Source organism: Azospirillum canadense (assembly GCF_025961225.1).
Lineage (GTDB): Bacteria > Pseudomonadota > Alphaproteobacteria > Azospirillales > Azospirillaceae > Azospirillum > Azospirillum canadense.
Genome location: NZ_JAOQNG010000002.1, coordinates 628,034 through 649,104, shown reverse-complemented (window position 1 = coordinate 649,104; position 21,071 = coordinate 628,034). Strand labels below are relative to the sequence as shown.

General features: G+C 69.8%; 13 protein-coding genes. 2 read left to right on the top strand and 11 right to left on the bottom strand.

Features of this window, described 5'->3' with window-relative positions:
• Positions 1 to 3: 3 nt before the first annotated feature.
• The 5 genes from M2351_RS17495 to M2351_RS17475 form a co-directional block, all read right to left on the bottom strand.
• The gene (locus M2351_RS17495; protein ID WP_264657399.1) at positions 4 to 1,047 is read right to left on the bottom strand and encodes a TRAP transporter substrate-binding protein; all 1,044 of its coding nucleotides are present in this window, start codon (positions 1,045 to 1,047) and stop codon (positions 4 to 6) included.
• A gap of 69 nt (positions 1,048 to 1,116) precedes the next feature.
• Complete coding sequence (locus M2351_RS17490) at positions 1,117 to 2,022, bottom strand: NAD(P)-dependent oxidoreductase (RefSeq protein WP_264657398.1); 906 nt, start codon at positions 2,020 to 2,022, stop codon at positions 1,117 to 1,119.
• A 26-nt stretch (positions 2,023 to 2,048) separates the two neighbouring features.
• The gene (locus tag M2351_RS17485; protein ID WP_264657397.1) at positions 2,049 to 2,813 is read right to left on the bottom strand and encodes an SDR family NAD(P)-dependent oxidoreductase; all 765 of its coding nucleotides are present in this window, start codon (positions 2,811 to 2,813) and stop codon (positions 2,049 to 2,051) included.
• Between the two features lie 42 nt (positions 2,814 to 2,855).
• Positions 2,856 to 3,866 carry a transketolase family protein gene (locus M2351_RS17480; protein WP_264657396.1) on the bottom strand — a complete coding sequence of 337 codons (1,011 nt, stop codon included), beginning with the start codon at positions 3,864 to 3,866 and terminating at the stop codon, positions 2,856 to 2,858.
• Positions 3,863 to 4,708 carry a transketolase gene (locus M2351_RS17475; RefSeq protein WP_264657395.1) on the bottom strand — a complete coding sequence of 282 codons (846 nt, stop codon included), beginning with the start codon at positions 4,706 to 4,708 and terminating at the stop codon, positions 3,863 to 3,865. Before M2351_RS17475 ends, M2351_RS17480 begins: the two co-directional genes overlap by 4 nt.
• 181 nt (positions 4,709 to 4,889) lie before the next feature.
• Here M2351_RS17475 and gcvA point away from each other — a divergent pair, with 181 nt between their 5' ends.
• Positions 4,890 to 5,837 carry a transcriptional regulator GcvA gene (gene gcvA / locus M2351_RS17470; protein ID WP_264657394.1) on the top strand — a complete coding sequence of 316 codons (948 nt, stop codon included), beginning with the start codon at positions 4,890 to 4,892 and terminating at the stop codon, positions 5,835 to 5,837.
• Here gcvA and M2351_RS17465 read toward each other — a convergent pair.
• The 6 genes from M2351_RS17465 to M2351_RS17440 form a co-directional block, all read right to left on the bottom strand.
• Entirely contained in the window at positions 5,758 to 9,939 is a 4,182-nt protein-coding gene (locus M2351_RS17465; RefSeq protein WP_264657393.1) for a hybrid sensor histidine kinase/response regulator, read from the bottom strand. The genes gcvA and M2351_RS17465 overlap by 80 nt on opposite strands.
• Positions 9,940 to 9,943: 4 nt before the next feature.
• Positions 9,944 to 14,224, bottom strand: coding sequence for a response regulator (locus tag M2351_RS17460; protein ID WP_264657392.1), 4,281 nt, complete (start codon positions 14,222 to 14,224; stop codon positions 9,944 to 9,946).
• A 324-nt stretch (positions 14,225 to 14,548) separates the two neighbouring features.
• On the bottom strand, positions 14,549 to 15,646 hold the full coding sequence (locus M2351_RS17455) for an alcohol dehydrogenase family protein (protein ID WP_264657391.1): 1,098 nt from the start codon (positions 15,644 to 15,646) through the stop codon (positions 14,549 to 14,551).
• 25 nt (positions 15,647 to 15,671) lie between these two features.
• Entirely contained in the window at positions 15,672 to 17,051 is a 1,380-nt protein-coding gene (locus M2351_RS17450; protein WP_264657390.1) for an aspartate aminotransferase family protein, read from the bottom strand.
• Between the two features lie 29 nt (positions 17,052 to 17,080).
• Entirely contained in the window at positions 17,081 to 18,574 is a 1,494-nt protein-coding gene (locus M2351_RS17445; protein ID WP_264657389.1) for an NAD-dependent succinate-semialdehyde dehydrogenase, read from the bottom strand.
• A gap of 413 nt (positions 18,575 to 18,987) precedes the next feature.
• A complete protein-coding gene (locus M2351_RS17440; RefSeq protein WP_264657388.1) occupies positions 18,988 to 19,479 on the bottom strand; it encodes an Lrp/AsnC family transcriptional regulator in 492 nt (163 codons plus the stop codon).
• Between the two features lie 112 nt (positions 19,480 to 19,591).
• Here M2351_RS17440 and ehuR point away from each other — a divergent pair, with 112 nt between their 5' ends.
• Positions 19,592 to 20,977, top strand: coding sequence for a MocR-like ectoine utilization transcription factor EhuR (gene ehuR / locus M2351_RS17435; RefSeq protein WP_264657387.1), 1,386 nt, complete (start codon positions 19,592 to 19,594; stop codon positions 20,975 to 20,977).
• Positions 20,978 to 21,071 lie beyond the last annotated feature (94 nt).

The following is a 21,071-nucleotide window of genomic DNA, read 5'->3' as shown; positions in this document are numbered from 1 at the left end:
TCATCACGCCAGTTTGCCGGCGGACTTTTCCAGCAGGCCCCAGGCCTCGTCGCCGTACTTGGCCTTCCAGTCGCCGTAGAAGCTGGTCTTGCTCAGCGCGGCGCGGAAGGCGTCGCGGTCGGCTTCCAGGAAGGTGATGCCCTTGGCGGTCAGATCCTGCTGGAGCGACTTGCTGAGCCCCGCGATGTCGGCGCGCTGGTCGTCCGCGGACTTGTTCAGCTCCCGCTCCACGACGGCGCGCAGGTCGGCCGGCAGGCGTTCCCAGGCGCGGCGGTTGCCGAGGATCCAGTAGTTGTCCCAGACATGGCCGGTCAGGGAGATGTACTTCTGCACCTCGTACAGCTTCGCCGTGGCGATGATCGCCAGCGGGTTCTCCTGCCCCTCGACCACCTTGGTCTGGAGTGCGGAGTACAGCTCGTTGAAGTTGATCGGGGCCGGGCCGGCATCCAGCGCCTTGAACAGCGAGGTCAGCATCGGCGCCGGGGGCACGCGGATCTTGAAGCCCTTCAGGTCCTCCGGCTTGCGGATTTCGCGGGTGGCGGAGGAGATGTGGCGGAAGCCATTGTCCCACGCCTTCGACACCGTGACGATGCCGGTCTTGGCGATCTGCGCGCGGATGAAGGTGCCCAAATCCCCATCCATCGCCTTCCACACGGTGTCGTAGTCCGGGAAGGCGAAGCCGGTGTTGACCATGCCGGCGATCGGCGCCAGCGTGGCGAGGATCGAGGCCGACAGGTTGAAGAACTCAACGCCGCCGCTGCGCACCTGCGACAGCAGGTCGGTGTCGGAGCCCAGCTGGTTGGCCGGGAACAGGTTGATCTCCAGGCGCCCGTTGGTGGCCTCGCGGATGCGGTCCAGCGCTTCCTTGGCGCGGGTGTTCACGGGATGGGTCGGGTCCTGGCCGGTCGCGAGCTTGTAGGAGAACTCGGCGGCCGAGGCCGGACGGGTGATGATCCCGCACAGCGGAACCGCGGTCGCCAGGGCGGCGCCCGAGGCAAGCAGCGAGCGGCGCGTGATGCCCCGGCCATTGTTGATGCGGTTGTTCATTCCGTTCCTCCCTTGGTTTGTCGTCTTGCCCGGCTGGACGCCGGTCTGAATGTTCACAATTGTCGCGGTTCAACGATCCTTGGCCGGGCCGTTCAGGGCTTGATAGGCGCGGATCACCTGGCTGTCGTCGGCGGCACCGTCACCGCGGCCGGAGGTGGCGAGGAACATCTGATGCGCCACCGCGGCCAGCGGCAGCGCCGCCTTGGTCTCGCGACCGGCCTCCAGGACGATGCCCAGATCCTTCACGAAGATGTCCACCGCGCTGGTCACAGCCGGATCGGCCTGGATCATGCGCGGGCCGCGGTCCTTCAGCATCCAGCTCGACGCCGCGGACCCGCCGAGCACGTCCAGCATCACCTCCGGGTCGATGCCGACCTTGCCGGCCAGCGACAGTGCCTCCGCCGCCACGGCGATGTGCACGCCGCAGAGCAGCTGGTTGACCGTCTTGACCATGGCGCCCTGGCCCGGCCGCTCCCCGACAGGAACGATCTTGCTGCCCAGCGCCTCCAGCACCGGCCGCACCTCATTCAACACCGCAGCGGGCGCGGCGGCCATGATGGTCAGCGTGCCGGCGATGGCGCCGACCATGCCGCCGGACACCGGGGCGTCGACGAAGCGCCGCCCGGCCTCGTCCACCCGCGCGGCCAGCCGCTCCACCGCGGCCGGCGGGCAGGTGGACATCAGGATGACCGTGCTGCCCGGCCGCAGGGCCTCAAGCCCGCCCTGCTCGAACAGCGCCACCTCCGCCTGGGCGGCGTTCACCACCATCAGGATCAGCGCGTCGGCGCCGCTGGCCGCCTCGGCAACGCTCGCCGCGGCCCGGCCCCCCTTGGCGGCCAGGGCCTCCCCGGCGCTCGGCCGCAGATCGTAGCCCTGGACCATGAAGCCGCGGGCCAGCAGGTTGTTCGCCATCGGCGTGCCCATGGCGCCCAACCCGACAAATCCGATGGTGCGGCCCGCTGCGATGTTCGACATGGATCCTCCCTGGTGCAAAAGGCCGATCAACCGTGGATCAGCATGCCGCCGTTGACGTCGATCACCGCGCCGGTGATGTAGGACGACAGGTCCGACGCCAGGAACAGGAAGGCGCCAGCCACGTCCTTCGGGTCGCCCAGGCGGTTCAGCGGGATGCCGGCCAGGATTTCCTTGCGCTTCTCGTCGCTGATCTTGCCGGCGTTGATGTCGGTCTGGATCAGGCCCGGGGTGACGCAGTTGACGCGGATGCCATCGATGCCGAACTCGCGCGCCATCGCCTTGGCGAGGCCGAGAACGCCGGCCTTGGCCGCGGAATAGTGCGGGCCGCCAAGGATGCCGCCGCCGCGTTGCGCCGACACCGAGGACATGCAGGCGATGGCGCCGCCGCCCTTCTTCTGCATATGGGGAATGACCGCCTGCGACAGGTAGAGGACGCCGCGCAGGTTGACGTCCAGGATGCGGTCCCAGCTCGCCGGGTCGATGTCCAGCGTCTTCACCGGCTGGGTGATGCCGGCGTTGTTGATCAGGACGTCGATCCCGCCGAGATCGGCCGCGACGCGCTCCGCGGCGGCAAGGCAGGCGGCCTTGTCGGTGACGTTGCAGGCGTAGCCGCGGTGCTTCGGGCCGAGCTGGGCCGCGGCCTCGGTCGCGGCCTTCTCGTCGAGGTCGAGGATGGCGACCGTGGCGCCGTGCTGGGCGAACATCTTGGCTGTGGCCATGCCGATGCCGCGGAGCGAGGCGGCGCCGGAGATGACGGCGACCTTGCCGTCGAGCAGGAGGGAGGTCTGCACGGTTCGTTTCCTTTACCGATGAATTTTAAGAGGACCGCGGCGTCAGCCGAGCCAGCCCTTGATGGTGGCGGCGATGGCGTTGGTGGAGATGCCGTAGCGGTCGTGCAGCGTCGGCAGCGCTCCGGCGTCCAGGAACTGGTCGGGCAGGCCGATCTGACGGAAGGGCGGGGTGACCCCGGCGCGCATCAGGGCACCGGCCACCGCCTCGCCCAGGCCGCCAATGACCGTGTGGTTCTCCGCCACCACGACCAGACGGCCGGTCTTGGACGCCTCGCGCAGGATCGTCGCGGTGTCCAGCGGCTTGATGGTCGGGACGTGCAGGACCGCGACGTCCACCTTGTCGCCGGCCAGTTGGTTCGCGACCTCCAGCGCCCGCATGGTCATCAGGCCGGAGGAGATGACCAGCACGTCGTTGCCGCCGCGCAGCACCTTCGCCTTGCCGATCTCGAACTTATAATCGTACTCGTCCAGCACCAGCGGGACGTTGCCGCGCAGCAGGCGCATGTAGACCGGGCCGAAATGGGCGGCCATGGCCGGCACCGCCTGCTCGATCTCCAGCGCGTCGCAGGGGTCGATCACCGTCATGTTCGGGATGGCGCGGATCAGCGCCAGATCCTCGGTCGCCTGGTGGCTGGGCCCGTAGCCGGAGGTGAGGCCGGGAAGCGCGCAGGCGAATTTGACGTTCAGGTTCTCTTCGGCGATGGTCTGGTGGATGAAGTCGTAGGCCCGGCGCGAGGCGAACACGGCGTAGGTGGTGACGAAGGGCATCGCCCCCTCGTGCGCCATGCCGGCCGCTGCACCCATCAGCAGCTGCTCGGCCATGCCCATCTGGTAGAAGCGTTCCGGGTAGGCCTTCGCGAAGATGTGCAGGTCGGTGTACTTGGCCAGATCGGCGGTCATGCCGACGACCTCCGGCCGGTCCTTCGCCAGCTCGACCAGCGCGTTGCCGAACGGGGCGGACTTGGTGCGCTGGCCCTCGGCGGCGATCGAGGCGATCATCGCCGAGGTCTTCAGGCGCGGCTTGTCGGTATTTGATTGGGCGGTGCTGCTCATGCGTTCCTCCCCGCGTCCAGCGCGTCGAGGGCGAGCTGCCATTCGTGCGCGTCCACGCGGATGAAGTGGTTCTTTTCGCGGTCTTCCAGGAAGGGGACGCCCTTGCCCATCTTGGTGTCGCAGACGATCATCCGCGGCTTGGGCTCGGTGTGGTTCTTGGCGGCGTCGAAGGCGGCGACCACGGCGTCCAGGTCGTTGCCGTCCACCCGCTGCACGAACCAGCCGAAGGCCTCCAGCTTGTCCACGATCGGCTCGAAGGCCATGACCTGGGTGGACGGGCCGTCGGCCTGCTGGTTGTTGACGTCGATGATGCCGATCAGGTTGTCCAGCTTCCAATGTGCCGCCGACATGATGGCTTCCCAGACGGAGCCCTCGTCCAGCTCTCCGTCGGAGAACAGCGTGTAGACCTTGGAGGTCGAGCCCGTGCGCTTCAGCCCCAGCGCGCGCCCCACGGCGATGCTCAGCCCCAGCCCCAGCGAGCCGCCCGACATCTCCATGCCCGGCGTGTAGCTGGCCATGCCCGACATGGGCAGGCGGCTGTCGTCGCTGCCGTAGGTCTCCAGCTCCTCCTCCGGGATGATCCCGGCCTCGATCAGCGCGGCGTAGAGCGCGATGGCGTAGTGGCCGTTCGACAGCAGGAAGCGGTCGCGTCCCTCCCACTCCGGCTCCGCAGGGCGGTAGGTCATGGCGTGGAAGTAGGAGACGGCCAGCACGTCGGCGATGTCCAGCGCCTGTCCGATGTAGCCCTGGCCCTGCACCTCGCCCATCCGCAAGGCGTTGCGGCGGATGCGGTAGGCGCGCTCGGCAAGGTGGGTGTTATGCCCTATGGCGGTTGTGTTCACGCGGTTCTCCGTGGTCCGGCCATCATTGCGTCTGGTCTTCGGACGAAGGTTGATCGCTTTTTTGAAGTCTTTTGCCGCTTGGGATGTCCCTGCGACCTGGGAAAAGCATATTTTCTTGCCATCCGGTGCTCAAACGAATAATCAGTGCGCTTAGCTGAATTCAATTCATGTGAATGGGGCGATGCAGCATCGTATTCCGCTGAAGGCCGTCCAGGCGTTCGAGGCCGCCGCGCGGCACGCGTCCTTCGCGCTTGCAGCGGAGGAATTGCTGGTCACCCCCTCGGCGATCAGCCATCAGGTGAAGCTGCTGGAGGATATCGTCGGGCTGCGGCTGTTCCACCGCGTCCACCGGGCGGTCGTGCTGACCGACGCCGGCCGCCGCTACGCGGAGGAGATCACGGCGGCCTTCGCGCGCATCGACACCGCGACGCGCAACATCGGCCGCACGGAGAAGAGCGACATCCTGACGGTCCACTCCACGCCCAGCTTCGCCACCCAATGGCTGATGCCGCGGCTGGCGCGGTTCAGTTCGCTCAACCCCGACATCGACGTGCGGCTGAACGCGTCGACCCAGCCGGTCGACCTGACGACGGAAGCGGTGGACGTGGACATCCGCTACGGCACGCGGCTCCAGCCGGCCGGCACGCTGGTGCTGCCCTTTCCGACGGAATCCATCGTCCCCCTGTGCGCGCCGGCCCTGGCCGACGGGCCGCACCCGATCCGCACGCCCGACGACCTGCGCCATCACACGCTGATCCACAGCGAGGTCTGCCTGGTCGGTTGGCGCGACTGGTGGCGGCAGAACCGCAAGGTGCGGCTGGAGATCACCCGCGGCCCGCGCTTCGACCGCTCCTTCATGGCGATCAGCGCGGCGGTGGACGGGCTGGGCGTCTGCCTGGAAAGCCTGCTTCTGGTCCAGCGGGAGCTGGAGACCGGCCGCCTCGTCGCCCCCTTCGGGCTGGAGGGGCTGAAGGTCCAGGGCTACACCTTCAACCTGCTGAAATCGCGCGCCGACCTGCCGAAGATCCGCAGCTTCCAGAACTGGCTGTTCACCGAGCTGGAGACGCTCCGGTTGGGGAGGGACCCGGCTGTTCGGGCGGCGTTTCCGGCGCCATCCGCGCCGCCCTGAACAGCGCCTTGAAGGATCCCGCGCGCAAGCCCCGCAGGCTGGCGATCCGGTCCATGTCCAGCGCAGCACTCCCATCCGTCCGGGCCTCGATGGCCGCAGCGGCGGCGGCCAGCTGCGTGAGGCCGAGGACGCCGGCGGCGCCGCGCAGCCGGTGCGCCTCGTCGCGCACGGCCTCCGCGTCGCCCGCCGCCGCAGCGGCCTCCAGGGCGGCCAGGGTCCGGCGCGACGTCCGGGCGAACAGCCGACCCAGCCGGATCAGGCCGGGGACGCCCAGATTGGCCTTTTGCACGCGCAGGAACGCGAGATCCAGCCACGTCTCCACGGCCCCGTCGGCGTCTCCATCGGCGGCCCCGTTGGCGGCTGCCGGCGCGGTCAGGGAAAGCGCATTCCGCACGGCGTCGAGGTGGAGCGGCTTGGACACCACCCGATCCACGCCCGCCCGCCGGCACCGCTCCCGCGTTTCCGCGGTCATGTCGGCCGTCATGACGACGACGCGCATTCCATCGGGATGGCCCGCCCGCAGTGCGCGCAGGTGCCGGATCGCCTCGATTCCGTCCATCTCCGGCATGTGCATGTCCATGAGGACGACGTCGAAGCGCGTCGCGGACGCGGCGTCGGCCGCGGCGGCCCCGCCGTCGACGGCCGTCACCCGGTGCCCCAGCTTGCCGATCAGCGCCTGCCCGACCAGCCGGTTCACCGGGTCGTCATCGACCAGCAGGATGTCGAGGGCCGGCGCCTCGTTCCCCTCCGTCCTTTTGGCCGCCTGAACTGGTTCCACCGGCACGGCCTCCACCGGTATGGTCAGGCGGAAGGTGCTGCCGACGCCGACCGCGCTTTCCACCGTCAGGTTGCCGCCCAGCGTCGTCGCGATCCGGCGGCAGACCGCCAGGCCCAGTCCGGTTCCGCCGAAGCGCCGCGTGATGGAATCGTCGGCCTGCACGAAGTCCTGGAAAATCGCTTCCCGAAGGTCGGGGGCGATGCCGATGCCCGTGTCCGCGACGCTGAGGCGCAGATCGCCGTGCGCGCCCTCCAGATGTGGGGAGAAGTCGAGCGAGATGGTGATTCGGCCCTGCGGCGTGAACTTGACGGCGTTGCCGAGCAGGTTGTGCAAAACGCGGGTCAGCCGGACCCGATCGCACCGGATCGCCGGCGGCACCCGCGCGTCGATGGCCAGATCGACGCGCACCCCGTTGGCGGCGGCCTGGACGGCGAACAGGTCCGCCGCGCTGGTCACGAGGTGCCGCGGGTCGACGATCCCCAACTCGACCCCGTCCTCCTCGGCCTCGCTGCGCCCGTATTCCAGGACGCTTTCGACCAGGCTGGCCAATTGGTTGCCCGACGTCTTGGCGATATCCAGGTAGCGGCGCTGCTCGCCGCCCATCGCCTTCGGGTCGAGCAGCTGGAGCATTCCCAGCACGCCGTTCAAGGGCGTGCGGATTTCGTGGCTGACCACGGCCAGGAACCGCGATTTCGCTCGGTTTGCCGCCTCGGCCTCCTCCATCGCGCGGCGCGCGCCGGCCTCGCCGGCCAGGGCGCGGGCGCGTTCGGTCTCCACCTCGGCGGTGCGCTGCGCGACCTGCCGCTCCAACTCCCGCTGGCGGCGGCGGAGCAGGGCGGTCCATCCGTGCAGGGCGGCGGCCAGGACCGACAGGCCGGCGAGCGCGGCGGCGGTCCGGAACCACATCGTCTGGTACCAGGCCGGCAGAACCTGGAACGGGATGGACAGCACATGGCCGCTCCACACGCCGTCGCGGTTCGTTCCGCGGACGGTGAGCGTGTAGCGCCCCGGGGACAGGTTGGTGTAGGTCGCCGTCCGGTTGCCCGCGTCCGTTTCGGTCCAGCGGTCATCGTACGGCTTCAGCCGGTAGGCATAGCGGTTGCGCTCCGGCGCTGAGAAGTCCAGCGCCGCGAACTCCACCCGGATGCTGCGGTCTTCGGGCGTGACGACGATGGGCGACAGCGGCAGAGACGCTTGCGTGGAAGGCGGCGGGACCGACCGGCTGCCGACGCGGATGTCGGTCGCCACCAGCGGCGGCTGGAATTCCCACTGTGGCCGCCGTCCGGGCTTGACGACGGTCATCCCGCCGAAGCCGCCGAACAGCAGCGTGCCGTCGGGCAGCCGGGCGCCCGACCCGACCCAATGGGTGCGGATTCCGGCGCCGTCCATCGGGCCGAAGTTGCGGATGGTCAGGGTCTGCGGGTCGATCGTGGCGAGACGATCGCCGCCGGCGGCCCAAATCTGGCCGTCGTCGCCTTCCTGAAGCACCGTGACCGTGTCGTGCGGCAGCCCGTTGGCGGCGCTCAGCGTCCGGAAGCGGGCTCGGCCGCTGTCGAACGAGTCCTCAGAAGGATCAAGGATGCCGATGCCGCCGGCCGTGCCGACCCAAAGCCGCCCCTGGCCGTCCTCCAGCATGGTGTGGACGATGTCGTTGGGCAGGCTGGTCAGGTCGTCCTGGTCGTGCAGAAAACGCCGGAAGGTCCCCCGCGCCGGGTCGAACAGGTTCAGGCCCCGCTGGGTGCCCACCCAGAGCCGACCCATGCCGTCGCGCAGCAGGCTCTGCACGCTGTTGTCGCTGACGCTGTCCGGCCGGTCGGCCCGGTGTTTGAACACCTCCACGGTCCCGCGGTTCAGGTCGATGCGCGCCAGCCCCATGCTGCCCCCGACCCACAGCGTGGGCCCGTCGGCCATCAGGGACAGGATGTTGGCCATGCCCAGCGGCCGGAACACGGATGCCGTCCCGCTTTCGGCGTGGACCCGGTACAGCCCGGCGGTCGTTCCGGCCCAGACCTCACCGCCCCCGGGGCCGTCCTCGGGGGTGGCGATGGCCTGGATCATGGCGCCGGGCAGGCCGTTTCCCGGTTCCTCGGATGGGGCGATGGTCTGTTCGATGTGGCCCGCGGGAGGGTCGAGCAAGGCGATTCCCTTGTCGCGGAACGCCAGCCAGACCTTGCCGTCCGCCCGGACTGTCATGCTGCGCACATATTTGCCGGGCAGCCCGGACGGCTTGCCGGGAAGGACGGTCAGGATCCCGCGGTCGTGCGGATCGTGGCGGTCCACCCCGCCCAGCCCACTCGCCCAGACGAGGCCCGACCGGTCGACCAGAAGGCCGAGGATGGAATCGTCGGCGATGCTGGTCGGGCTGGCCGGGTCGTTGCGGAAGGAGCGGACGGCGCCGGTCGCCACATTCAGTTCCCGGATGCCCCCGCCGAACTCCGCGATCCACAGCGTCCCGGGCTCGGGCTCCACGATGGCGGACACCCGCTGCCCCGACGGGGCGAGGGCGTCCTCCAGGCGCGCCTCGCCGCCGACGATGCTGCCGAACCGACCGGCTGCCGTGCCGAACCGGATCGTGCCGGACGAATCCTCGAACAGCGCCGTGGCGACGATGGAGCCCGCGGGGCCGTCCACCGCGCGGAAGTGGCTCTCGCCGGCGGCACGGCGCCGCAGTCCGACCGCCGTGCCGAGCCAGAGCGTCCCGGACCGGTCGCGCAGCACGCTGCGGATCTCGCCCGGCGGCAGGCCGACGTCCCCAGGCTTGTCGCGGCGCCATTGTCCGGACCGGCCGTCGAGGTGGGCCAGCCCGCTGTTCCCGACGGCCCAGGCCCCCTCCGCCCCATCGTCGGCCAATCCGCTCAGCCGGCCGAGGCCGCTTCCCTGGTCGCGGAAGGTAACGAAGCGATCCTGACGGGCGTCGTACCGCGCGACGAGGCCCGACGCCGTGCCCAGCCAAAGCCGTCCCTGGGCGTCGGTGAACAGGTTCGTGACGATGTTCTCGGGCAGGGACTCCGGGTCTTCGGTGCGGTGGCGGTAGACCCGCATGCGGTAGCCGTCCCAGCGCGCCAGCCCGCCGGGCGTGCCGATCCAGACATAGCCCTCGCCGTCCTGCGCCAGCGCCGATCCGACGGAGTAGGGCAGGCCCTCGCCCGGGCCAATGTGGCTGAACAGCGAACTGGACAGGCTCGCCCACGGATCGGTGCCGGCATTGGCGCGGGCCGACCCCGCCGCGAGCATCAGCACGGCCGCGCCGAGCGCATGAATCGGGCGGAGCGCGCTCCGCAGGACGATGGATGATCCCGAACCGGGACGCCGCCCCCTCGTCATGGCGTCAGGGGCGCCGTGGTCTGTCCCGCACGGCCGTCCGCAGCGCGTCCTTCAGCGTGGCGACGTCGTAGGGCTTGGACAGGTGGACGGCAGGGCCGGCCTTGTCGGGTGACAATCGCTCGGCGGGTCGGTCATATCCCGACGCGAACACCACCGGCAACCCGGGGAGGCGCTGGCGCAGCCTTGCGGCCAACTGCTCGCCCGACAGGCCCGGAAGGCTGATATCCGTCATCAGCACGTCGACCGCCTCGTCCCCGTCGACCGCCGCCAGGGCGTCCTCGGCGTCCGCCGCCTCGATCACCGTGTGGCCCAGGCTGACCAGCATCTCCTCCGTGGTCATGCGGATCAGCGCGTCGTCCTCCACCAGAAGCACGCGCAGGCCGTCCTCCGCGCCGTCGGCGTCGGGCTCCGCCGCGAACGCCGTGGGGAACGGGGCCGCAAGCTGGGCATCCTTCTGCTGCTGGTTGCGCAGGACGTGGCGCAGCTTGCGGGCCAGCACCTCCCGCGTGTAGGGCTTGCTCAGCAGCTCCACCCCGGCGTCGAGCCGTCCGCCGTGGACGATGGCGTTCTGCGTGTAGCCGGAGGTGAACAGCACCGCCAGCTTGGGCAACCGCTCCCGCGCCTTCCGGGCCAGTTCCGGGCTCCGCAGCGGGCCGGGCATGACGACGTCGGTGAACAGCAGGTCGATCGCCACGCCGCTTTCCAGGATGGCGAGCGCGCTCTGGGCGTCCCGCGCCTGGAGCACGCGGTAGCCCAGGTCGTTCAGCATGTCCACCACGGTCTGCCGCACGTCCTCGTCGTCCTCGACGACCAGCAGGGTCTCGCTGCCGCCGTGCGCCGGGGCGGCGTCGAAGGCGACTGGCAGGTCTTCGGCCTCCTGCGTGCGCGGCAGGTAGAGGCGGATCGTCGTCCCATGGCCGGGCTCGCTGTAGATCTTGATGTGCCCGCCCGACTGCTTGACGAAGCCGTAGACCATGCTGAGCCCCAGCCCGGTACCCTGTCCCTCCGGCTTGGTGCTGAAAAAGGGCTCGAACACCCGCTCGATGACGTCCGGCGGGATGCCGCAGCCGGTGTCGCTGACGGCCAGCATGACGTACTGGCCGGCCCGGACGTCCTCGTGGCGGGCGGCATACTGGTCGTCCAGCTCGGCGTTGCCGCTCTCGATGGTCAACGTGCCGCGCCCGCCCATGGCGTCGCGCGCGTTGATCGCCAGGTTCAGAAGGGCGTTCTCCACCTGGGCCGGGTCGACCATGGTGTTCCACAGCCCGCCGCCGCTGACCACCTCGATCTCGATCTCCTCGCCCAGCGCGCGGCGCAGCATGTCGTCCAAGCTGCGGATCAGCCGGCCCAGGTTGACCGCCCGCGGTTCCAGCGGCTGGCGCCGCGCGAAGGCCAGCAGGGACGAGGCCAGCTTGGCGCCGCGCGACACACCGCTCAGCGCGTTGCGCACCCGATGCTCCGCCCGTGACTGGCTGGCCACGTCCTTCAAAAGAAGCTGCAAATTGCCGCCGATGACCTGGAGCAGGTTGTTGAAGTCGTGCGCGACGCCGCCGGTCAGTTGGCCAACGGCCTCCATCTTCTGCACCCGCCGCAGCTGTTCCTCCGTCTGGCGCAGCGCCTCGGCCTGCTCCTTCTCGGCCGTGATGTGCCGGCCGTAGGCGTAGAGCAGATCCCCCTCCGCCGCCGTGTGCCAGGAAATCCAGCGCGGCGTTCCGTCCTTGTGCCGGTAGCGGTTCTCGAAGTTGGTCAGGTCCCGCTCCGCCACCGCGGCCTTGAAGCCGCTCTGCGTCCAGTCCGCGTCCTCGGGCCAGACGAAATCGTGGAAACTGTGGCCCACGACCTCGTCCGGCGCGTGCCCCAGGATGGCGGTCCAGGCCGGGTTGACCGAGCGGAACACCCCGTCCATGCCGAGGACGACGAGCAGGTCGCGCGAGTTCCGCCAGACCCGATCGCGCTCGACCGTCCGTTCCGCGACGCGCTGTTCCAGATCCTCGTTGGCCGCGCGCAGGGCCGCGTTCGTCTCCCGGCGCAGCTCCGCCAAGCGCAGCGTGCCCTCCACGCGGGCCAGAAGCTCCCGCGCGCTGAAGGGCTTCACGAGGTAATCGTCGGCGCCGGCCTGCAATCCTTCGATGGACGCCTCCTCACCCGCGCGCGCGGACAGCAGGATGATGGGAAGGTCCTTGGTGTCCGGGTGGCGGCGCAGGGCGTCGATCACCCCGAAGCCGTCCAGCAGGGGCATCATGACGTCGGACAGCACGAGGTCCGGCTGCACCTGATGGGCGCGCGCCACCGCCGCCTGCCCGTCGGCCACCGCCTCCACCCGGTATCCGGCGGTGGACAGCAGCCGTTCCACGTAGCCGCGCATGTCGGTGTTGTCGTCGGCCAGAAGGATGGTCTTGCCCTTGGCGCGCTCCGACGCCTCGGTCGCGACGGGAACCGGCCGCGATGTCGGGTCGGCGTTCGGCAGCCACTGCAGCGCCTCGGCCACGAACATGTCGGCGCGTGTCGACGTGGCGGTCTGGGGCGGGGTGCCGAATGCTTCCCGGTGATGCTCCGCCGGCGGGACATGGGCTTTTCCAAAGGGAACGGCGACGGTGAAGGTGGTGCCCTCGCCGACGCGGCTGTCGACCGCGACGGTGCCGCCGTGCAGGTTGGTCAGGTCCTTCACCAGCGCCAGCCCGATGCCCGTGCCCTCGTAGGTCCGGCCGACCTGCCCATCGATCCGGTGGAAACGGTCGAACACCCGCCCGCGTTCGCTCTCCGGGATGCCGGCGCCGGTGTCCCGCACGCGCAGCACGGCCTGCCCGGCCTCCGCCGCCACGCTGACCGACACCTCGCCCGCCAAGGTGAACTTGAAGGCGTTGGAGATCAGGTTCAGGACGATCTTCTCCCACATGTCCCGGTCGATCCAGACCGGCTCGGGCAGGGGAGCGCACTCGATCCGGTAGCGCAGGTCCGCCTTGTCCATGGCGGACCGGAAGCTGCTCGCCAGATCGGCGGTGTAGGCCGCCAGGTCGATCGGCTCAAAAGCGGCGCGCATTCGGCCGGCCTCGATGCGCGAGAAATCCAGCAGCGCGTTGACCAGGCGCAGCAGGCGCTGCCCGTTGCGCTGGACCAGCTCCAGCTCGTGGCGGTCGACCACCGCGTCCGGGCCACCCACGGCAGGATTGCGGTCCAGCATCGCCTCGACCGGCCCCAGCATCAGGGTCAGCGGCGTGCGGAACTCGTGGCTGGCGTTGGAGAAGAAGGCCGTCTTGGCGCGGTCGATCTCGGCCAGGGCTTCGGCGCGGCGGCGCTCGCCCTCATAGGCGTCGGCGTTGGCGATGGCTCCGGCGATCTGGCCGGCAACCAGCCCGACGAAGCGCTGATAGTTGTCGTCGAACAGCCGGAACGGACTGAGGCCGACGATCAGGATCCCGTCGCGGCCGCTCTCGCTCACCGCGGGCAGCGGCAGGACGGCGGCCTGCTCCGGCGCCTTGCCCCAGGGGCCCGTGGGCAGCTCTGTGCCGAACCGTGCTTGCAGGTCGGTCACCAGTTCCAGGCCGCGCGACCGGTCTGGGACGGGCCAGGCCGAGTCCGGCGCTTCCGTCAGGGTGACGGGTGCGGCGGGATGGGACCGGTCGATGCCGCTCATCGCGCACAGCGCGAAGGTCGTCGCGCCCGGTTCGGCCAGATAGAGCAGGGCGAAGGGCAGGTCGTGCGCGTCGGTTTCCAGCGCGCGGGCGCTGCGCTCGCACACCTCGGCGCTGCTGCGCGCCTCCCCTGCGCCGGCGGCCAAATCCCTCAGCAGGGAGAGTTGGCGCTCCCCGATCACCAGCTGGGTGTCGTCGGTGTTGGCGCAGATGATGCCGCCGGCGTTGCCGTCGTCGTCGGGGATCGGGCTGTAGGAGAAGGTGTAGTAGGTCTCCTCCGGATAGCCGTAGCGCTCCATGATCAGGAGCTGGTTCTCGACGTAGGTGCCCTCGATGCCGGTCATGGCCTGGGCGAGCATCGGCCCGATGTCGCTCCAGATCTCCCGCCACACGACCGCGGTGGGCTGGCCCAGGCTGCGCGGGTGCTTGCCGCCTATGATCGCCTTGTAGGCGTCGTTGTAGAAGAACAGCAGGTCGGGGCCCCAGCCGATCCAGATCGGCTGCCGCGAGGTCAGCATGATCCGGATGGCGGTTTTCAGGCTCTGCGGCCAGGTCTCTGGCACCCCCAACGGCGTGGCGGACCAGTCGAAGGTCCGCATGCGTTCGCCCATTTCGCCGCCCCCGGCGAGAAAGGTCGGGGCAGCCGCATCCATGGCCGTTCCGCCGCTTCCGCTCATTCGAAGGAGTCCCCTGCTTTCCGTTCGGAACCGTTGGTGTGCCATTGATAGAGTGCATCCCGAAAAATGGCACTCGTTCGAAAGACATAGGCTTTCCCGTGGGAAGGAAAACCGTAACCGGATCGGAAGACGCGGGTTCCACAGGAACGGCGGGGTGGTATTGGCGGCCGGGCCGGAAGCGGGCGTAGCCGCCCTGTCGATGTTTCGCTTTTGTCAAATCCCCTGCGCTGGATTCTGTGGTGCTCGGCCGGTGCGTTCAACATCGCCCTTGCGCGCGACACGGCGCTATTTTGGGCCGGGTTATTGTTGGCCGGGCCATTTCCGGTCGGGCACCACGACCAGCTTGCCGACGAAGCCCTTGCCCATGAAGTCCCGCTGCGCCCGGTGGAAGTCGGAGAGCCGGTAGGTCCCCGCCAGCAGCGGCCGGATCCGGCCCTCCTCGATGTAACGCAGCAACCGGCGGAAGGCTCCGCGCGTTCCCTGGGACGAGCCGTGCAACTGCAGATGCTTCAGGTACAGCGTGCGCAGGTCGAGTTGCACCACCGGCCCAGCGATGGCCCCGGCGGTGGTGTAGCGCCCCTCCGGCCGCAGGATGCGCAGCAGGTCGTTGAACATCGGCCCGCCGACGAGGTCGGCGACCACGTCGATGGGCCGCCCGCCCGTCGCCTCGGCCACCGCGGCCGGCAGGTCCGGGGCGGTGCGGGCGATGGCGGCCTCCGCCCCGATCTCCAGCATCGCCGCCTCCTTGCCGGGCGCGGTGACCGCGTAGGGAATGGCGCCCCGCGCCCGGCAAAGCTGGAGGATGGCGGAGCCGACCCCGCCCGACGCGCCGGTGACCAGCACCCGCTCACCCGCGGCGACGGCGGCGCGGTCCAGCATGTGCTCCCCGGTCAGGTAGGCGCAGCAGAAGGTCGCCAGCTCGGCGTCGGTCAGCGTGCTGGTGGTGGTGTGGGCGTGGTCGGACGGGCAGGTCATGTAGTCGGCATAGCCGCCGTCCCGCCCGTGGCCGATGTAGTCGATGTCGGCCAGGCTGTCGTCTTCGGCGTTGTAGATGCTGAAGTCGACGACCACCCGCTCGCCGACGCGCGACGGCGGCACGCCCTCGCCCACGGCGACGATCCGCCCGACCGTGTCGGTGCCCTGGATGCGCGGGAAGGTGAGGGTGGACCGCTCCCCGCGCCCGCGCCAGCTGGACACCGCGTCCGGGTCGCTTTCGGTGCCATAGGCGCCTTCGCGCACCCAGACGTCGGTGTTGTTCATGCCACAGGCGGACACCTCCACCAGCACCTCGCCGGCCGCCGGGGAGGGGACCGGCACGTCGTCGCGGTAAACGAGCCGGTCGAGCCCGCCGTGCCCGGTCAGGACGACGGCGTGCATGGTGCGGGGCAGGCTGTCCATGGTCATCGCCTCCAGCTTCCGGGGATCACAGCTCGGCCGCGACGGCCTTCACGGCGCCCAGCGCCGCAGCGACGACCTTGTCCGCCTCCTCCCGCGTCAGGCAGAGCGGCGGGGCGAAGCCCAGGATGTCGCCCTGCGGCATGGCGCGGGAGATGACTCCGCGTTCCAGCATGGCGGCGGACAGGCGCGGGCCGACCTTGGCCTCCGCCGGGAAGAAGCGACGGTCATCCTTGTCCTCCACGAACTCCACGGCGGCCATCAGCCCCTCGCCGCGCACCTCGCCGACCAGCCGGTGCCCGGCCAGCGCCTCGGTCAGCGCAGCGCGGAAATAGGCGCCGGTCTCCCGTGCGTTGTCGACGAGGCCCATCTCGTCGATCAGCGCCAGGTTGGCGACGCCGGCCGCCGCGCAGATGGGGTGGGCGGAGTAGGTCCAGCCATGGCCGATCGGACCCATCATGTCCGACCCCTTCTCCAGCACCCGCCACATCGTCTCCGAAACGATGGTGCCGGACAGCGGGGCGTAGGCGGAGGTCAGGCCCTTGGCGATGGTGATCAGGTCCGGCTTCATGCCGTAATGGTCGGACCCGAACATGCTGCCCAGCCGCCCGAAGCCGGTCACCACCTCGTCGGCGATCAGCAGGACGTCGTACTTGGTCAGCACCGCCTGGATCTTTTCCCAATAGCCGGCGGGCGGCGGGACGATGCCGCCGGTGCCCAGCACCGGTTCGCCGATGAAGGCCGCGACGGTGTCCGGCCCTTCGGCCAGGATCATCTCCTCCAGCTTGTCGGCGCAGTGCTGGGAGAACTGCTCCTCGCTCATGGACCGGTCGGCGCGGCGGAAGAAATAGGGGGCTTCCGTGTGCAGGATCGGCGGGCGGGGCAGGTCGAAGGCCTTGTGGAACAGCTCCAGCCCGGTCAGGCTGCCGGTCATCACGCCGGACCCATGATAGCCACGCCAGCGCGAGATGATCTTCTTCTTCTCCGGCCGGCCCAGCACGTTGTTGTAGTACCAGACCAGCTTGATGTTCGTCTCGTTGGCGTCGGACCCCGACAGGCCGAAATAGACGCGCGACATGCCCGTCGGCGCGCGGTCGATGATCATCTTGGACAGCGTGACCGACGCCTCCGTCCCGTGCCCGACATAGGCGTGGTAGTAGGCGAGCTTGCCCGCCTGCTCGGCGATCGCGTCGGCAATCTCCCGCCGGCCGTAACCGACGTTGACGCAGTACAGCCCGGCGAAAGCGTCGAGGCTGCGCTTGCCGTCGCGGTCAACGATGTAGACGCCCTCGCCCCCGGTGATGACGCGGGTCGGCGTGTCGCCGCGCGCGTGCGCCGCCATGTGGGTGGAGGGATGGAAGAAATGGTCGCGGTCCCAGGCGGTCAGTTCGTTGCTGCGGTCGGTCATGGCGTGGTTCCCGGCAGAGATGGTTTGGTTCAGGCGAGGTCGAGGCAGACGTATTTCAGGTCGGTGAAGGCTTCCAGCCCGTGGCGGGAGCCCTCGCGGCCCAGCCCGGACTGCTTGACCCCGCCGAAGGGGATGGGCGCCCCGGTGATCTTCACCCGGTTCACCGCGACCATCCCGTACTCCAGCGCCCGCGACAGGCGCAGGACTCGGCCCGCGTCCCGCGTCACCGCGTAGGCGACGAGGCCGTAGTCGGTGTCGTTGGCGCGGGCCACCGCTTCGTCCTCCGTGTCGAAGGGCAGGACGGCGGCGACGGGGCCGAAGGTCTCCTCCCGCATGATCTGGGCGTCCGTGGCCACGTCGGCCAGGACGGTCGGCGCGAAGAACAGCGGTCCGGCGGGGTGCCGACTGCCGCCGGTCAGGCAGCGCGCGCCGTGCTCCACCGCGTCCCGCACATGCTCCGCGCATTTGGCGACCGCGCGCTCGTGCATCAGCGGGCCGATCTGCACGCCGTCCCGCAGGCCCGGACCCACGGTCAGAGCCGCGACGCGGGTGGCGAAGGCCGCGCAGAAGGTCTCGTAGACCGGGCGCTGCACGAAGATGCGGTTGGCGGCGAGGCAGTCCTGGCCGGAGGTGGCGAACTTCGCGTCCACGGCGATGTCCACCGCCCGGTCGAGGTCCGCATCGTCGAACACCAACAGCGGGGCGTGCCCGCCCAGTTCCATCACCAGCCGCTTCATGGTCGGCGCGCAACGCGCGGCGATCAGCCGGCCGATCTCGGTCGATCCGGTGAAGCTCATGGCGCGCACGCGCGCGTCGTCGCAGAAGGTACCGACGATGGGCTCCGGATCGCCGGTCAGCACGTTGAAGACGCCGGCCGGAAGGCCCGCGCGCTCCGCCAGTTCCGCCAGCGCCAGCGCCGACAGCGGCGTGTGGTGCGAGGCGTGCGCCACCACCGTGCAGCCGGCGGCCAGCGCCGCCGCGGCTTTGCGCGTCAGCATGGCCGACGGGAAGTTCCATGGCGTGGCGACGCCGACAACGCCCAGCGGCTCCCGCCGGACCATCATCTCGGCGCCGGGCAGGTGGCCGCACACGCCCTCCACCGTCATCCGCTTGGCTTCCTCCGCGTACCATTCGACGAAGGAGGCGGCATAGTCGATCTCCCCGCGAGATTCAGCCAGCGGCTTGCCCTGCTCCAACGTCATCAGCAGGGCGAGGTCTTCCCGGGCCGCGACGATGCGGTCGAACCAGCCGCGCAACAGCACCGCCCGCTCCTGCGGCAGCAAGGCGCGCCAAGCGGGGAAGGCGGCGCTCGCCGCATCGACGGCGGCGCGCGCTTCCTCGGCCCCCAACGCCGCGGCATGGGCGACGGTCCCGCCGCCGGCCGGGTCGCGCACCGTGGTGGTGGCGCCATCGCGCGCGGCGGTCCAGCGCCCGCCGATGTAGGAAAGCTCGCGCAACAGCCGCCGGTCGGTCAGGCGGCCAAGCGCGTCGTGGGTGTCCGGCCGGGCAAACTGTGCGGTCATGGGCGCCTCGGTGGCTCGGGGGAAATCGTCCCCCAAGGCTACCGGCTACTGGCGGAGAAGGTGTCTGAAGCTGGGCCGTCGCGTGGAGGAAGTCTCTTTGCGGTGACGTCGCTGTAGAGAAAGTCTCTGCGGTGTGGTGGATGGTGGTCGCGTTGGGCCCCCACCCAACCCTTCCCCACTTCGCTCTCGCGCAAGCGAAGCTTGCGCTGACGCGGCAGGCGGACCCTTTGGGTCCGCCGAGAGCGGGGGAGGGCTTTCAGGGATGCGCGGCGGCAGTCCCCTCCCTCGCCTCTCGCGCATGCGAAGCATGCGCTGACGGCGTCAGGCGAACGCCTTTGGCGTTCGCCTGACGCCGAAGGTGGGGGAGGGTTAGGGAGGGGGCCCAACGCAACCACTCCCCACCCCCCAACCTCCTACTCCCCACCACCCATCAGTGCGTCCAGCGGCATCACCGGCTCGTCCTTCACCGTGCGGGTGACGATGTAGGTGAAGTAGCGGTCGATCCCGACCTCGCTTTCCAGCAGGCGGTCGATGATGCGCTGGTAGGCGTCCACGTCGCGGGCCACCACGCGCAGGATGTAGTCGAGCCCGCCGCCGACCGACCAGCAGGACACGATGTGCGGCTCGTCGCGCACGGCCCGTTCGAAGCGGTCGAAGTCACTCTGCCGGTGGGCGCCCAGCGTCACCTCCACAATCACCATGGCGAAGGGCGTCACCTGCCGCAGGGCGAGGCGGGCGTGGTAGCCGATGACGATGCCCGCCTGCTCCAGCCGGCGCAGACGCACCCAGCACGGGGTGGGCGACAGCCCGACGCGGTCGGCCAGCGCCAGCTTGGTGATGCGCCCGTCGCGCTGGATTTCCGCCAGGATGCGCAGGTCGATGGGGTCGAGCTTCAGGTCGGTCATGGTCCGGCTTTTTCCAGCGTCCTCAGGTCGCATCATCGTGGCGCATCGCCGATCCACGATGTCCGCGCTTTTCTCCATTGTCAAATGTCCTGATTTTGCGCAGAAATGTTGCATGACAAAGTGGCACCCCGATGCTGCGGCCTTGAGCAGGCCGGTGTACCTGTCGCTCGCCGAACAGGTGCAAAGCGCCATCGCCGAAGGGCATCTGGCGGTCGGCGACCGGTTGCCGACGCACCGGCAGCTTGCCGACCAATTGGGCATTTCCGTCCAGACGGTCAGTCGTGCCTATGAAGAACTCATCCGGCGCGGCCTGATTAGCGGGGAGACCGGGCGGGGCACCTTCGTCCGTGCCGCCAAGTCCGAACCCGACCCGCCCTTCATCCCGCAGCGCGTGGACGAGGTCATCGACCTGTCCATCTTGAAGCCGGTGTGCGACCCGCTGCATGTGGAGGCGATGAAGCAGGGGCTGGTGGAGTTGGCCTCCTCCCTGCCGCCGTCGGTGGTGCTGTCCTTCCGGCCCAACACGCTGTTCGCCCGCCACCGCGCCGCCGCCGTGCCCTGGCTGCGCGACTGCGGGGTGGAAACCAGCGCCGCCAACGTCACGCTGACCAACGGCGCCACCGCCGGCATGACCATCGCGCTGATGGCCGCCGCCCCGCCGGGCTCCACCGTGGCGACGGAGGAGATCGGGCACCACACGCTACTGCCGCTCGCCTCCTACATGGGGATCAAGCTGCGCGGCGTCGCCATTGACGAGCAGGGGCTGCTGCCCGATGCGCTGGACGCCGCCTGCCGCGACGGCACCGTGCGGGCGCTGTTCGTGATGCCCAGTCCCATCAACCCGACGGCCAGCCACATGGGGGCGGCGCGGCGCGCCGACATCGTGCGGGTGGCGCAGCGGCACAACCTGTCGATCATCGAGAACGACCCGCTCGGCCCGATCCTGGAGGAGCGGCGGCCCCCGCTCGCCGCCCTGGCGCCGGAACGCACGCTCTACGTCACCAGCTTCACCAAATGCGTGATGCCGGGCCTGCGCACCGGCTACCTGGTGGTGCCGGACCGGCTGATCGCGGGGGTCGCCAACCGGCATCTGGTCACCAACTGGATGGCGACGCCGCTGATCGCGGAGCTGGCGACCCGCTGGGTGGAGAGCGGATTCGCCATGGAGATGGTCCGCTGGCAGCGCCGCGCCCTGCGCCGCCGCCATGAACTGGCGGCCGAAATCCTGGCGGGCATCCCTCATCGTGGGCATCCCGAGGGGCTGCACGTCTGGCTGCCGCTGGGCGAGGGGCGGCCGGAAGCGACCTTCGTGTCGCACGCCCGCCTCCAGGGCGTCGCGGTCGCCGCCGGCTCCGCCTTCGCCATCGCGCCCGGCGCCCGGACGGCGGCGCTGCGCATCTCCATCGCCTCGACCACCGAGAGCGAGCTGCGCGCCGGGCTGGGCGTGATCGTCAACCTGCTGAACAGCGACCCGGAGCCGGTGCTGCTCGCCATTTGACGTGGGTCGCTCCGGCTGGACGACCACAACTCAGCCGCAATTCGCCAAAATTGTCATGGTTCGATTTTGTGCATTGACATGATTTAGGGTCGGC

Coding starts and splice junctions, on each gene's coding strand:
- M2351_RS17495 (WP_264657399.1), bottom strand. CDS start 1,047: ATGAACAACCGCATCAACAATGGCCGGGGCATCACGCGCCGCTCGCTG.
- M2351_RS17490 (WP_264657398.1), bottom strand. CDS start 2,022: ATGTCGAACATCGCAGCGGGCCGCACCATCGGATTTGTCGGGTTGGGC.
- M2351_RS17480 (WP_264657396.1), bottom strand. CDS start 3,866: ATGAGCAGCACCGCCCAATCAAATACCGACAAGCCGCGCCTGAAGACC.
- gcvA (WP_264657394.1), top strand. CDS start 4,890: ATGCAGCATCGTATTCCGCTGAAGGCCGTCCAGGCGTTCGAGGCCGCC.
- M2351_RS17465 (WP_264657393.1), bottom strand. CDS start 9,939: ATGACGAGGGGGCGGCGTCCCGGTTCGGGATCATCCATCGTCCTGCGG.
- M2351_RS17460 (WP_264657392.1), bottom strand. CDS start 14,224: ATGGATGCGGCTGCCCCGACCTTTCTCGCCGGGGGCGGCGAAATGGGC.
- M2351_RS17455 (WP_264657391.1), bottom strand. CDS start 15,646: ATGGACAGCCTGCCCCGCACCATGCACGCCGTCGTCCTGACCGGGCAC.
- M2351_RS17450 (WP_264657390.1), bottom strand. CDS start 17,051: ATGACCGACCGCAGCAACGAACTGACCGCCTGGGACCGCGACCATTTC.
- M2351_RS17445 (WP_264657389.1), bottom strand. CDS start 18,574: ATGACCGCACAGTTTGCCCGGCCGGACACCCACGACGCGCTTGGCCGC.
- M2351_RS17440 (WP_264657388.1), bottom strand. CDS start 19,479: ATGACCGACCTGAAGCTCGACCCCATCGACCTGCGCATCCTGGCGGAA.
- ehuR (WP_264657387.1), top strand. CDS start 19,592: ATGACAAAGTGGCACCCCGATGCTGCGGCCTTGAGCAGGCCGGTGTAC.